Annotated in this window: 14 protein-coding genes; 11 read left to right on the top strand and 3 right to left on the bottom strand. The window is 72.5% G+C overall.

Annotated features, from left to right (window positions below):
• The 4 genes from MFF64_RS27440 to MFF64_RS27425 are packed head-to-tail and all read left to right on the top strand — an operon-like array spanning nucleotide 1 to nucleotide 3,347.
• Nucleotides 1–1,044 (top strand): ABC transporter ATP-binding protein, encoded by a 1,044-nt coding sequence (locus MFF64_RS27440; protein WP_238192868.1) that lies wholly within the window; start codon nucleotides 1–3, stop codon nucleotides 1,042–1,044.
• Nucleotides 1,022–1,945, top strand: a complete 924-nt coding sequence (locus MFF64_RS27435) for an ABC transporter ATP-binding protein (protein WP_099900383.1) — start codon at nucleotides 1,022–1,024, stop codon at nucleotides 1,943–1,945. The genes MFF64_RS27440 and MFF64_RS27435 overlap by 23 nt, the downstream gene beginning before the upstream one ends.
• 26 nt (nucleotides 1,946–1,971) lie before the next feature.
• On the top strand, nucleotides 1,972–2,553 hold the full coding sequence (msuE, locus tag MFF64_RS27430; RefSeq protein WP_238192867.1) for an FMN reductase: 582 nt from the start codon (nucleotides 1,972–1,974) through the stop codon (nucleotides 2,551–2,553).
• Nucleotides 2,553–3,347, top strand: coding sequence for a MetQ/NlpA family ABC transporter substrate-binding protein (locus MFF64_RS27425; RefSeq protein ID WP_099902878.1), 795 nt, complete (start codon nucleotides 2,553–2,555; stop codon nucleotides 3,345–3,347). The genes msuE and MFF64_RS27425 overlap by 1 nt, the downstream gene beginning before the upstream one ends.
• 81 nt (nucleotides 3,348–3,428) lie before the next feature.
• On the opposite strand, the gene MFF64_RS27420 is transcribed toward MFF64_RS27425, so the two are convergent.
• Nucleotides 3,429–5,033 carry an ABC transporter substrate-binding protein gene (locus MFF64_RS27420; RefSeq protein ID WP_099902876.1) on the bottom strand — a complete coding sequence of 535 codons (1,605 nt, stop codon included), beginning with the start codon at nucleotides 5,031–5,033 and terminating at the stop codon, nucleotides 3,429–3,431.
• A 282-nt stretch (nucleotides 5,034–5,315) separates the two neighbouring features.
• Here MFF64_RS27420 and MFF64_RS27415 point away from each other — a divergent pair, with 282 nt between their 5' ends.
• Nucleotides 5,316–6,308 (top strand): FAD/NAD(P)-binding protein, encoded by a 993-nt coding sequence (locus MFF64_RS27415; protein ID WP_238192866.1) that lies wholly within the window; start codon nucleotides 5,316–5,318, stop codon nucleotides 6,306–6,308.
• On the opposite strand, the gene MFF64_RS27410 is transcribed toward MFF64_RS27415, so the two are convergent.
• A complete protein-coding gene (locus MFF64_RS27410) occupies nucleotides 6,292–6,744 on the bottom strand; it encodes an RrF2 family transcriptional regulator (protein WP_238192865.1) in 453 nt (150 codons plus the stop codon). The genes MFF64_RS27415 and MFF64_RS27410 overlap by 17 nt on opposite strands.
• A gap of 273 nt (nucleotides 6,745–7,017) precedes the next feature.
• Here MFF64_RS27410 and MFF64_RS27405 point away from each other — a divergent pair, with 273 nt between their 5' ends.
• Nucleotides 7,018–8,379, top strand: coding sequence for an LLM class flavin-dependent oxidoreductase (locus MFF64_RS27405; protein ID WP_238192864.1), 1,362 nt, complete (start codon nucleotides 7,018–7,020; stop codon nucleotides 8,377–8,379).
• 50 nt (nucleotides 8,380–8,429) lie between these two features.
• Here the strand turns inward: MFF64_RS27405 and MFF64_RS38045 are convergent, their stop codons facing one another.
• Entirely contained in the window at nucleotides 8,430–8,762 is a 333-nt protein-coding gene (locus MFF64_RS38045; RefSeq protein WP_165795547.1) for a hypothetical protein, read from the bottom strand.
• 127 nt (nucleotides 8,763–8,889) lie between these two features.
• Here MFF64_RS38045 and MFF64_RS27395 point away from each other — a divergent pair, with 127 nt between their 5' ends.
• The 5 genes from MFF64_RS27395 to MFF64_RS27375 are packed head-to-tail and all read left to right on the top strand — an operon-like array spanning nucleotide 8,890 to nucleotide 12,623.
• Complete coding sequence (locus tag MFF64_RS27395) at nucleotides 8,890–10,245, top strand: LLM class flavin-dependent oxidoreductase (RefSeq protein WP_238192863.1); 1,356 nt, start codon at nucleotides 8,890–8,892, stop codon at nucleotides 10,243–10,245.
• Nucleotides 10,246–10,250: 5 nt separating this feature from the next.
• Nucleotides 10,251–10,712: a type 2 periplasmic-binding domain-containing protein gene (locus tag MFF64_RS27390; RefSeq protein ID WP_099900423.1), complete on the top strand. Its 462-nt coding sequence runs from the start codon at nucleotides 10,251–10,253 to the stop codon at nucleotides 10,710–10,712.
• The gene (locus MFF64_RS27385) at nucleotides 10,709–10,846 is read left to right on the top strand and encodes a hypothetical protein (protein ID WP_309296464.1); all 138 of its coding nucleotides are present in this window, start codon (nucleotides 10,709–10,711) and stop codon (nucleotides 10,844–10,846) included. Before MFF64_RS27390 ends, MFF64_RS27385 begins: the two co-directional genes overlap by 4 nt.
• Before the next feature lie 12 nt (nucleotides 10,847–10,858).
• Nucleotides 10,859–12,082: a sulfite dehydrogenase gene (soxC, locus tag MFF64_RS27380; protein ID WP_238192862.1), complete on the top strand. Its 1,224-nt coding sequence runs from the start codon at nucleotides 10,859–10,861 to the stop codon at nucleotides 12,080–12,082.
• Complete coding sequence (locus MFF64_RS27375; protein ID WP_099900439.1) at nucleotides 12,072–12,623, top strand: c-type cytochrome; 552 nt, start codon at nucleotides 12,072–12,074, stop codon at nucleotides 12,621–12,623. The genes soxC and MFF64_RS27375 overlap by 11 nt, the downstream gene beginning before the upstream one ends.
• The last annotated feature ends 182 nt before the right edge of the window (nucleotides 12,624–12,805 follow it).

The following is a 12,805-nucleotide window of genomic DNA, read 5'->3' as shown; positions in this document are numbered from 1 at the left end:
ATGCCGCTCCTCGACGTCCAGGGCCTCGGCATCGCCTTCCCGCGGGCCCGGCCGGTGCAGGACCTGAGCTTCACCGTCGATCCCGGCGAGACCGTCGCGCTGGTGGGCGAGTCGGGCTCGGGCAAGTCGCTCACGGCGCTGGCGCTGATGCGCCTGCTGCCGCCGCGCGGCCGGATCGAGTCCGGCACGATCCGGTTCGACGGCCACGACATCGGGCCTTTGAGCGAGCGCCGGTTCCGCGAGATCCGCGGGCGCGAGATCGCGATGGTGTTCCAGGAGCCGATGACGGCGCTGAACCCGGTGCTGACCGTCGGCGTCCAGATCGCCGAGGTGTTGCGCCGGCACGAGGGCCTCTCGTCCCGCGCCGCCCGGGCCCGGGCGATCGAGCTGCTCGACCGGGTCCGCATCCCCGATCCGCACCGGCGGGTCGACGCCTACCCGCACCAGCTCTCCGGCGGGATGCGCCAGCGGGTGATGATCGCCGTCGCGGTCGCCTGCGCCCCGAAACTCCTCATCGCCGACGAGCCGACCACGGCGCTGGACGTGACGATCCAGGCCCAGGTGCTCGACCTCATCGACTCGCTTCGCCGCGATCTCGGCATGGCGGTGCTGCTCATCACCCACGACCTCGGCGTGGTCGGACAATGGGCCGACCGCGTCGTCGTGATGTATGCCGGCCGCCGGGTCGAGGAGGCGGAGCCGGACGCGCTGTTCGATCGCCCCCTCCACCCCTACACGCAGGGCCTCCTCGCCGCCTCGCCCCGCGGCCGGGCGGCCTCTCACGGTGAGGTCCTGCGCGGCGAGGCGCTGCCGGAGATCCCGGGCTCGATCGCCTCGGCGCAAGGGCAGCCCGGCTGCGCCTTCGCGCCCCGCTGTCCGCGGGTCGAGCCGGGCTGCCGCGCCGCGCCGCCGCCGGCGCTGGTGCGTCCCGACGGGCGCATCGTCGCCTGCCCGGTCACGACGCCCGCCGCGCGTCCGGCGCTCGCGCCCCGCACCTCCGGCCTGCGCCAGGAAGCCTATCATGACGCTGCTCTCGGTCTCTGACCTCGCGACATCCTATGACGGGGTGCGGGCGGTCGACGGCGTCAGCCTGACGGTCGCGCGCGGTGAGACCGTCGGCCTCGTCGGCGAGTCCGGCTGCGGCAAGTCGAGCCTGGCGAAGAGCCTGCTGCGCCTCGTCGAGCCCCAGGGCGGGGAGATCGTGTTCGACGGCGTGCCGGTGCGCCGGCTGCGGGGCGCCGACCTGCAGGCCTATCGCCGCCGGGCCCAGATGGTGTTCCAGGATCCCTTCGCCTCGCTCAACCCGCGCCACACCGTGGGCAGCATCCTCGAGACGCCGCTCAAGGTGCACGGCTTACGGAGCCGGGGCGAGCGCCGTGCCCGGGTCGCCCGGGCCCTCGACCAGGTCGGCCTGCCCGGAAGCGCGGTCACGCGCTTCCCCCACGAGTTCTCCGGCGGCCAGCGCCAGCGCATCGGCATCGCCCGCGCCCTGGTGGTCGAGCCGCAGCTCGTGGTGTGCGACGAGCCGGTCTCGGCCCTCGACCTCTCGGTCCAGGCACAGATCCTCAACCTGCTCGCCGCGATGCGGCGCGAACTCGGCCTCGCCTACCTGTTCGTCTCGCACGACCTGTCGGTCGTGAACCACGTCGCCGACCGGGTGCTGGTGATGTATCTCGGCCGCATCGTCGAGAGCGCGCCGACCGAGGCCCTGTGGGCCGCCCCGCGCCACCCCTACACCCGCGCCCTCATCGCGGCGGTGCCGGACCCCTCGCGAAAACGCCAGGCGCCGCCCCTCGGCGGCGACCTGCCGAGCCCGACCGACGTGCCGGCCGGGTGCCGCTTCCATCCCCGCTGCCCGCTGGCGACCGACCTCTGCCGCCGCGACGACCCGGCCCTGCGCCCGGTCGCGGACGGCCACGCCGTCGCCTGCCACCACGCCGACTGACCCCTTACCGCACGAGGACGAGCCCCATGAGCCTGCGCCAGACCACCCGCTTCCGCATCGTCGGCTTCAGCGGCAACACCCACCGGCCGTCGAAATCGCGGGCCCTCGTCGGCGCCATCGCCGAGGCGGTGGCCGCGCGCCGTCCCGTCGACGTCCAGCTCCTCGACCTCCTCGACGGCGGGCCGGAGCTCGGCGCCGCCTACACCCCGAACGACCTGACCGCCCGCGGCGCCGCCCTGATCCGGGCGATCGCCGAGGCCGACGCCCTGATCGTGGCGAGCCCGGTCTACAAGGGCTCCTATGCGGGCCTGTTCAAGCACGTCTTCGACCTCATCGATCCGGCGGCGCTGGCCGACCGGCCGGTGATCGTCGCGGCGACAGGCGGGGGGCACCGCCACGCCCTCGTCGTCGAGCACCAGTTGCGGCCGCTCTTCGGGTTCTTCGCCGCCCACACGGTCGCGACCTCGGTCTACGCGAGCGATGCCGAGTTCAGCGACGGCCGCCCCGCCGACGCTGCCTTGCAGGCCCGGATCGCCTTGGCCGCCGGCCAGCTCGTCGAGGCCCTGGCGCATCGCACGCCCCGCGCCACGGTCGCGGCCGCCGCCTGATGACGCCCCTCCTCACCCGCCGGGCCGTCCTCGGCACCGCCCTCGCGGCCTCCGTCATCGGCAGCGCCCGCGCCGCTTCCCCCTTGCGCATCGGCACCACCGCAGGCCCGGTCGGCCAGACCCTCGGCGTCGCCGCGAAGCTCGCCAAGGCGCAGGGCCAGGACGTCGAGATCGTCGAGTTCACCGACTGGGTCACGCCGAACGAGGCGGTGGCGACCGGCAGCCTCGACGCCAACCTCTTCCAGCACGTGCCCTTCCTCAACAGCGCCATCAAGGCGCGGGGCTACGCCCTGGTGCCGGTGGCCCCCGCCATCATCCTGCCGGTCGGCCTGTTCTCGAAGTCGCTCAAGCGCCTGGAGGACGTGCCGCGGGGCGCGTCGGTCGCGATCGCCAACGACCCGGTCAACGCCGCCCGCGGCCTGCACCTGCTGGAGAAGGCCGGCTTGCTCACCCTCAAGGCGGGCCTCGGCGACGAGGTCACGGTGGCCGACGTCGTCCAGAACCCGAAGGGGCTGCGCATCCTCGAACTCGACGCCGCGCAACTTCCCCGCGTCCTCGACGACGTGGCCCTGGCCCAGATCAGCTTCACCTACCTGATCGCCGCCGGCGGCGACCCGAAGACCGCCCTCATCACCGACGGGGCCGGCGACCGGCACTACACGCTGAGCTTCGTGGCACGGCCGAACAACCGGGACGACAAGCGGCTGACGGCCTTCATCGCCAGCTATCGCTCGCCGGAGGTGAAGCAGTTCCTGCTCGATCGTTACGGCGGGTTCCTCGAGCCGGCGTGGTAGGAGCGGGGCCGGGACGCCATCGCACGCCCGGCTCACCTATTTTGTGCCGCAAGAGAGGGGAGGAGGACCTACCGGCGCTCCTCACGCCTCCCGCGGGTCGATGTAGAGGTCGGCGAAGTTGCCGGTGATCCCCTCGGCGCCGGTGGCGAAGTTCTTCACCTTGCGGTGCGCCACGATGATGCCCGAGGGCGCGATCAGATCCACCGACGGCAGGTCGGCGCGGATGCGGTGCTGGAAGGCGACGAACAGCGCGCGGCGCCGCGCCTCGTCGGGCTCCACGGACGCGGCCTCGAGCAGGCGGTCGACCTCCGGGTCGGCGTAATGCGCGGCGTTCGAGAACGGCAGGCCGAGCTTGAAGTTCTTCGACCAGTAGGCCCGCTGCACCCCGATCGTCGGGTCGAAGGTGTTCGACAAGGACTCGATCGTCACGTCGAAGGCGCGGTCGCGGTAGACCCGGGTGAGATAGGTTGCGAGGTCGAGACGCTGGAAGTCGACCGCGATGCCGATCCGGGTCAGCGCCTGGCGGATGAAGTCGCCGTAGCGCATTTCGAGGAACGGGTTGAGGGTGAGCCGGAGCGGGAAGCGGATGCCGCCGGCGCCGCGGCGGTGGCCGGCCTCGTCCAGCAGGGCCTCGGCCCGCTTCACGTCGAACGGCACTGGCCCGAGGCTCGCATCGTGGAACTGCGGGTGCACGACGCTGACCGGGGTCGGCGAGACGGTGCCGTGCCCGAAATACACCGTCGCCAGCAGGGCCTTGAGGTCGATGGCGTGCGCCACCGCCCGGCGCACCCGCAGATCTTGCAGCACGCCGGTGTCGAGGTTGAAGAAGAGCTGGGTCTGCGGCCCTGAATAGGCGTAGGTCGTGGTGTCGACGACGAGCTTCGGCAGGGCCCGCAGGCGCGCCAGGTCCGCGAGCGGGACGGGATTGCCGCCGAGATCGACCTCGCCCGCCTCGAACGCCGCCGCCCGGGCGCCCGGATCGGTGATGATCCGCAGCACGATCCGGTCGAGATAGGGCTTGCCCTCGTCCCAGTAGTTCGGGTTGCGCTCGAACAGGAGATGGCTGCCCGGCACCCATTCCTTGAGCATGAACGGCCCGGTGCCGATGGTCTGGGCAAGGCTCGCACTCGCCTCCGGCCGGATCGCCTCGTAGACGTGGCGCGGAACGATGGGCGATTCCGCTCCCGCGAAGGCGCTGATCAGGAACGGGGCCGGGCGCGACAGCGCGATCTCGACGCTGTGGGCGTCGGGCGTCCGCACCTCGGCCACGTTGGCGAAGGTGATGCGCCCGCGCGGATGGGCCTCGCGCAGGCGCAGGAGCGAGAACGCCACGTCGGCGGCAGTGAACGGCTTGCCGTCGTGCCAGGTCACGCCGCGGCGCAAGTTGAAGCGATAGCGCAGGCCGTCCGGGCTGATCGCCCACTCCGTCGCCAGGTTGGGCAGCGGGGTCATGTCGGTGGCGTAGCGCAGCAGGCCCTCGTTGATCTTGCTGCCGATGGTCTGGCCGGTGCCCGAGGTGGTGTTGATGGCGATGATCGCCTGCGGCTCGGGGAAGAACACCCAGTTGAGCGTGCCGCCGCGCACCGGCGTCTCGGCCGGGGCGGCGGAGGACGGGAACGCGGGCAGGGCGGCGCCCGCTGCGGCGCTCAGGAGCAGGCGGGTCGCGTGGCGGCGCGTGAGGGACATGACGCGGACGCTCCAGGAATGCGAGGGGATTTGGCAGATGTTCTTTTAAAAGAACATACAACGGAAAGCCAGAGTCGGGTTGATTGGTGCGCGATTGGATTGCTGGGTAAGATGCGCTGAAATCAGGGATATTGCCCGCTATTTTCTATGCAATATGCCGGAGACAGCAGATAATTCCTTGTCAGGATGTTCTGTAAAAAGAACATTCTCGTTGACCGGCCAGCGTGGTGCGGAGAGACTGGCGTCCCAAGAGAGCCTGCCAACCGTGCCGGGGACCGATCGATGCCGGATACGCAGCACACAGGAACCAGCCTCCGGGATACCGGGCCCGCACCGGCGTCCCGCGGCCGCCACGTCCTGGTGATCGGTGCGAGCGCGAGTGGCTTGGGGCTGGCCTCCCACCTGCTGCGCCGCGAGGCCCGGGTGCAGGTCACCGTGATCGAGGCGCAAGGCCCCCGCTGTCGCCGCCTGCGCCGCGGCGAGTTCGCGGCCCTGCTCGCGGCGGAGACCGGCTCGCTGCCGGCGGAACCCCTGCACCTCGTCGAGGCGCTGCAGCAGCATGCGGGGCGTCTCCACGTCGCCGAGACCACCTGCTTGTCCGTCGCTCCCACCCCGCAGGGCGTGGCGGCGCGGACGGCCGATGGCACCACCTATCTCGGGCGCGCCGCGGTCCTGGCCTTCGCTCTGCAGCCGCCGGCCCCGGGCGGGGCGCCACGCGAGGAGGCCGTTTCCGGCCGCGCCCTGCGGCTCGACCCGGCCGACCTGCCCCTCGGGACTGGCGCCGCTGCCCTGGTGCGTGCCCTCCGGGCGCTGGTGCGGGAGGCGGAAGACCGCGGCGTCGGCACCGGCGAGGCTCTGGCGGGCCTGCGCCTGAGCGCCCCGGCCCTCTGGCACGATCTGCCCGACGAGGCGCGCGAGCGCCTGCTGCGCCACGGCCGACGGGCCTGGGACCGCATCCTGGGCGGCGGTGACGCCGGCCCAGCGCCGCGCCGCGATGCGCCGAGGCCGAGCGCCCTCCTGCGCGACCTCGTCGTGCGCGGCCTGATGCTGCCGCGCGCCAGCGGCCTCGCCGTCGCGCCGGGGGCGGCCGACCGGGTGTTCGCCGGCCATCCAGCGGACCTGATGCCCTACGCGGCGCCGCGCCTCCTCGACCTCGACGCCGCCTGCGCCTGGCTCGCCGGGCGCGTCGGGGAGGGGGTCGTCGCGCCGGTCATCGCGTCGGCCGAGGCACAGGGCCCGGCGCGAGAGGACGCGGCGCTCAGATGTGGTAGGTGAGGCTCGCCTCGGCCTCCGTCTGCGGCATCGCCCGCATCTGTTCCAGGGTCAGGTTGTCAAGGATGCCCGCGATGCTGTTGCGGACCGCCAGCATGGCGAGGCGCACCGAACAGGCTGCCTCGTCGGCGCAATCCTCGCAGGGGCGGTAGGCCGTGCGGCTGGCGCAGGGGAGCGGCGCCAGAGGGCCGTCGAGGGCCCGTACGACGTGACCGATGCGGATCTCCTCGGCCGGCCGGGCCAGGGCGTAGCCGCCCCCTGGCCCTTTCTTGCTGTGCACGAAGCCGGCATTGCGCAGGTCGCCGAGGATCGCATCGAGGAATTTTTTCGGGATCCGGTGCGCCTCGGCGATCTCGGCGACGCCGATGCGGGCGCCCGGGGGCAGCCCGGCGAGGTGGACCATCGCCTTGAGGCCGTACTTGCCCTTGTTGGTCAGCATCGTCGTCCTGCGTGATGCGCGAGCGGGTGAGAGCGGGAGGAGGCCGTCGCCGGCAAGCGGTGCCGGAGAGATGGGGATTTGTCGACCGGTCCGGTAGACTTCCGGCTGGGCCGCGGCCGCGGCGCACCGACTGGTTGGGTCGGGTGCGACGGACGCATCGCCGGCACGGCTCCTGCTATAGTACACAAAAATTATTGACTAAATAGACGGAAACGACGAGAAGCGCATGACCGGTGGGCTGCTGCCGGATTTCGACAGTGCGAGGCTGACGGCATGGCGCGTCGCGACGACACCCTGCACCTGGGTGCCTTCCTGTATCCCGGCGGACACCACGTCGCTGCCTGGCGGCATCCGGACGCCACGGCCGCTGCCGGAACCGACGCCGCGCATTACCGGCACCTCGCGCAGGTCGCGGAGGCGGCGAAGTTCGACCTGATCTTCCTCGCCGACGGCGTGAGCATCCGGGGCGACGACATCGACGCGCTGAGCCGCACGGCGACCCGCTACGTCGGCCAGTTCGAGCCGCTGACCCTGCTCTCGCATCTCTCGGCGGTGACCGAGCGCATCGGCCTCGTGGCCACTGCATCGACCACCTACAACGAGCCGTTCCACGTCGCGCGCAAGTTCGCCTCCCTCGATCACCTGAGCGGCGGCCGGGCCGGCTGGAACCTCGTCACCTCGGCCGACGAGCGCGAGGCGTGGAATTTCGGCCGCGACGCCCACCTCGCCCATGCCCGCCGCTACGCCCGGGCGGCGGAGTTCGTCGACGTCGTCACGGGGCTGTGGGACACCTACGAGGACGACGCCTTCGTCCGCGACAAGGACGAGGGCCTGTTCTTCGATCCCGGCAAGCTCCACGTGCTCGGCCACCGGGGCGAGCACTTCTCGGTCCGCGGTCCCCTCAACGTCCCGCGCCCGCCGCAAGGGCACCCGGTGGTGGTGCAGGCCGGCTCTTCCGAGGCCGGCAAGGCGCTCGCCGCCCGCACGGCCGAGGTGATCTTCACCGCGCAAGTCACGCTGGAGGACGCGGTCGCGTTCTACGCCGACGTGAAGGGGCGGCTTCCCCGCCATGGTCGGGCGCCGGACGAACTCAAGATCATGCCGGGCGCGATGCCGTTCCTCGGCCGCACGCGGGACGAGGCGCAGACGAAGTACGACGCCATGCAGGCGCTGGTCCATCCGGTGGTCGGCCGCTCGCTCCTCGAGCGGATGCTCGGGGTCGACCTCTCGGGCTACCCCGAGGACGGGCCGGTGCCCGACGTGCCGGAGACGAACGGGGGCAAGAGCCGGCAGGCCCTGCTGGTGGCGCTCGCACGGCGCGAGAATCTGTCGATCCGCGACCTGTACCTGCGCATTGCCGGGGCCCGCGGGCACTGGACGCTGGTCGGCACCGCCCAGGATGTCGCCGACGCGCTCCAGGAGCGCTTCGAGGCCTACGGCGCCGACGGCTTCAACATCATGCCGCCGGTGCTGCCGACCGGGCTCGACGACGTGGCGACGCTGCTGATCCCCGAATTGCAGCGCCGCGGCCTGTTCCGGACCGAATACGCCGGCCGGACCCTGCGCGAGCATCTCGGTCTGCGCCGCCCTCCCCACCGCGTTCACGCCGCGCCCGAGCGCGAAGCGGCCGAGTGAGAGGACGCCATGCCGGACAGCCACGTCGGCCTGTTGGGGTTCGGGAAGGCCTATCCGCGCCAGCTCTCCGGCGGCACGGCGCAGCGCGCCGCCATTCCATTGCCCGCGGCCTCGTCGACCGGGCGGGCATGTTCCTGCTCGACGAGCCGTTCGGCGCCCTCGACGCGCTCACCCGCGCGCGGCTCCAGGACGAGCTGCAGCGGATCTGCGCCCGCGAGGGCATCACCGCGCTCCTCGTCATCCACGACGTCGACGACGCCCTGCGGCTCGGCGACCCGGTCGCGGTGATGGCCCCGCGACCGGGCCGAATCGCCGGGATCCTGGACGTCCCGGCCGAAAAGCCCCGGGACCGGCGCGATCCCGCGCTGGCGCAGTTGCGCCACGCGATCCTCGACCGGCTCGAGGCGACGCAGGGCTCAAGTCCCCAAGCCGCGCCCGTCCGGGACGCCGGGCGCCGTTCTGCCGCTCGCCGTCCGCTCGGCCTGATCCCTCGTCTCAGGAGCCTGTGCCATGGCCCAACCCCGACAGATGAAGCTCGGCGCCTTCCTGATGACCGACGGCCACCACGTGGCGGCCTGGCGGCATCCGGACGGGCGGCCCGACGCCCATGTCAGCCTCGACCACTTCGTGCGGCTCGCACGCCTCGCCGAGTCGGCCGCCTTCGACGCGGTGTTCCTCGCCGATTCCTCAGGGGTGCGCGACACCAACGTCGCCTCGCTCAGCCACACCTCGCGGGCGGCGAGCTTCGAGCCCCTGACCCTGCTCTCCGCCCTCTCGGTGGTGACCGAGCGCATCGGCCTCATCGCGACGGCATCCACGAGCTTCAACGAGCCGTTCAACCTCGCCCGCAAGTTCGCCTCCCTCGACCTCCTCAGCGGCGGCCGGGCGGGCTGGAACCTCGTCACCTCGTCGAGCGAGTCGGAGGCGCAGAACTTCAACGCCGAGCGGCACGCGGCGCATGCCGACCGCTACGACCGGGCGCGGGAATTCGCCGAGGTGGTCGCCGGCCTGTGGAACTCGTGGGAGGACGACGCCTTCCTGCGCGATCCCGAATCCGGCCGGTTCTTTGACCCGGACAAGCTCCACGTCCTGCACCATCACGGCCGGCACTTCCGGGTCCGCGGGCCCCTCAACGTGGCGCGTTCAGCCCAGGGGCACCCGGTCGTCGTCCAGGCCGGCTCCTCGGAGGACGGCAAGGAGCTGGCCGCCGCCACCGCCGAGGCGATCTTCACCGCGCAGGTGACCTTGCAGGAAGCGCAGGCCTTCTACGCCGACGTGAAGGGGCGCCTGTCGCGCTACGGCCGCGACCCCGACCACCTCAAGATCATGCCGGGCATCTTTCCGGTCGTCGGCCGCACCGAGGAGGAGGCGCGGGAGAAGTTCGCGGTGCTGCAGGAGCGCATCCATCCGGTGGTGGGCCTGAGCCTCCTCTCGACCACGCTCGGCGGCGCCGATCTCAGCGGCCACGACCTCGACGGGCCGCTGCCGGACCTGCCCGAGACCAACGGGCCGAAGAGCCGCCAGAAGCTCCTGATCGAGCGGGCGCGGCGCGACAACCTGACGATCCGGGAGCTCTACCTCGCCATCGCGGGGGCGCGGGGCCACTGGCAGGTGGTCGGCACCGCCGCTCAGATCGCCGACCAGCTCGAGGAGCGCTTCCGGGCGGAAGGCGCCGACGGCTTCAACGTGATGGCGCCCTACCTGCCCGGCGGGCTCGAGGACTTCATCGCCCACGTCGTGCCCGAGCTGCGACGCCGCGGCCTATTCCGCGAGGCCTACGAGGGCCGGACCCTGCGCGACCATCTCGGCCTGCCGAAGCCGGTCCACAAGGCGCCTCGCTCCCCGGCCCGCGAGGCAGCGGAGTGAGGGCGATGCGTCTCCTCGCCGGCCTCGCCGTCCTGCTCCTTACCGCCCTGCCGGCGGCGGCCGGCCTGGTGCCCGGCGGCATCCGCCGCGTTCCGGGCATCCCCGTCGAATGGGTGTTCTTCAAGGGCGCGGGGCTGGCGGTGAGCGAGCCCCTGGCCGGCGGCCTCGACTACAGCGCGACACGCGATCCCCGCGCCGGTCCCGGCAACCGCCTGATCGTGGCGGGCGCCTTCGCGCGGGCCCACCCCGGCCTCGTCGCCCGGGTGGTCGGGGCGAGCGTGTGCGCGGCGGCCTGGGCCTCCGAAGAGGCCAACCGCGAGGCGGTGTTCGGGCCGTGGGTGAGATCCGGCGCGCCGGCGGCAGTGGTCCGGGCCGATGACGACGGCCGGCCCCCCGCTGAGCGCCTGTCGCCGCGGGCCGACGACCTCCCGGTCGAGAGCTGCCGCGAGAAGGCAGCGCGGGCGTGATCATCGCCGGGCGCGAGCGCTTCCAGATGGACGTGGTGATGCGCGGCGTCGTGATCCTCGGCCTCGTCGGCTTCCTGCTCAATGGCACCGCCGCGTCGCTCGCGGCCCGCGGCTTTCTCTGGCGCACCGTCTGAAGGATGTCCTCCATGCCACCATCCCCCGTCCCGCTCTTCGGGCGCCGGAGCTTCCTCGCCGGAGCGCTCGGCGTCAGCGGCGGAGCGCTCGCCGCCGAGGGGCCGCTGCAGGTCCCGGTCTGGAGCCGCGAGCAGGGCAGGGGCGTCGCGAGCCCCGGTTACGGCGTGCCCTCGTCCTTCGAGCGCCTTGCCCGCAAGCCGCGCACCGTCCCGGCCTTCCCGGGCGCCGCCTCGACCAGCACGCCGCACCAGCACCTCCACGGCACGATCACCCCGAACGGGCTGCATTTCGAGCGCCACCACGGCGGCGTGCCGGCGATCGACCCCGGGCAGCACCGCCTGGTGGTGCACGGCCTCGTCGCGCGGCCCTTGATCCTGACCATGGACGACCTCGTGCGCTTCCCCAGCGTATCGCGGCTGCACTTCCTCGAATGCTCCGGCAACACCCCGGCCTGGCAGACCACCAATCCGGCCTGGACGGTGCAGGACACCCACGGGCTCCTCAGCTGCGCCGAGTGGACCGGCGTCGAGCTGGCCACGCTCCTCGACGAGGTCGGCGTCAAGCCGGAGGCCTCCTGGCTGCTGGCGGAAGGGGCGGACGCCGCCGCGATGACCCGCAGCCTGCCGCTCTCGGCCCTCGACGGCGCGATCCTGGCCTACGCCCAGAACGGCGAGGCCTTGCGGCCGGAGCAGGGCTATCCCCTGCGGCTGTTCCTGCCCGGGCTCGAGGGCAACCTCAGCATCAAGTGGCTGCGCCGGATCAAGCTCGGCGACCGGCCGTTCCAGACCCGGGAAGAGACCTCGAAATACACCGACCTGATGCCCGACGGCACGGCGCGCCAGTTCACCTTCACCATGGAGGCGAAGTCCGTCGTCACCACTCCGTCCGGCGGGCACCAGCTCAAGGAGCCGGGCGCCTACGAGATCTCCGGCCTCGCCTGGTCGGGGCGGGGCCGCATCACCGGGGTCGAGGTCTCGGTCGACGGCGGCGCCTCCTGGCGCCCGGCCGTCCTGCAGGAGCCGGTGCTGTCGCGCTGCCTCACCCGCTTCCGCCTGCCCTGGCGCTGGGACGGCGGTCCGGCCCTGATCCAGAGCCGCGCCACCGACGAGACCGGCTATCGCCAGCCGACCCGCGAGGCGCTGGTCGCCGCCCGCGGCACGAACTCGATCTACCACTACAACGGGGTCTACGGCTGGCAGGTCGCGGCCGGCGGGAGCGTGCGGCATGTGGCGTGAGACCGTCTCGAGAGCCGCCATCCTCGCGGTTTGCCTGATCTTCGCCGGCCCGGCCTCGGCCGACCCCCTCGGCCCCCACCGCCTCGGCCGACCCGCGACGCCGGACGCGATCGCGGCGTGGGACATCGACGTGCGCCCCGACGGCGCAGGCCTGCCGCCCGGCCACGGCAGCGTCGCGGAGGGACGCACGGTCTTCGCCGCCCGCTGCGCCGCCTGCCACGGCGAGGCCGGGCAGGGCGGGGCGGCAGACCGCTTGGTCGGCGGGCAGGGCACGCTCGCGAGTGCGAAGCCCGTGCGCACGGTGGGCAGCTTCTGGCCCTACGCCACGACCCTGTTCGACTACGTGCGCCGCGCGATGCCGTTCGACGCGCCGCAATCCCTGTCGGATTCCGAGGTCTACGCAGTCTCGGCCTACCTCCTCCACCTCAACGGAATCGTGCCGGCGGACGCTGTCCTCGACGCTGCGCGCTTGCCGGCCGTGGCGATGCCGAACCGGGCCGGCTTCGTGCCGGATGCCCGGCCGGACATGACGACGCCGTGAGGGCGTATGGGGCGGTTCGAGACGGCTCGGGTCAGCACCCGGGTCGGCCGGGCAGGCCGCCTTGTCCGAGAACAGCAAGACGCGCGGGATCCCCTCTCCCGGGCGATGCCGGGCTTGCCAGAGATCCTTGCCAGAGATCCTTGCCAGAGATCCTTGCCAGAGATCCTTGCCAGAGATCCTTG

The sequence above is a fragment of the Methylobacterium frigidaeris genome (assembly GCF_022179185.1).
Classification (GTDB): Bacteria; Pseudomonadota; Alphaproteobacteria; order Rhizobiales; family Beijerinckiaceae; genus Methylobacterium; species Methylobacterium frigidaeris.
This window is presented reverse-complemented; position numbering and strand designations above follow the sequence as displayed.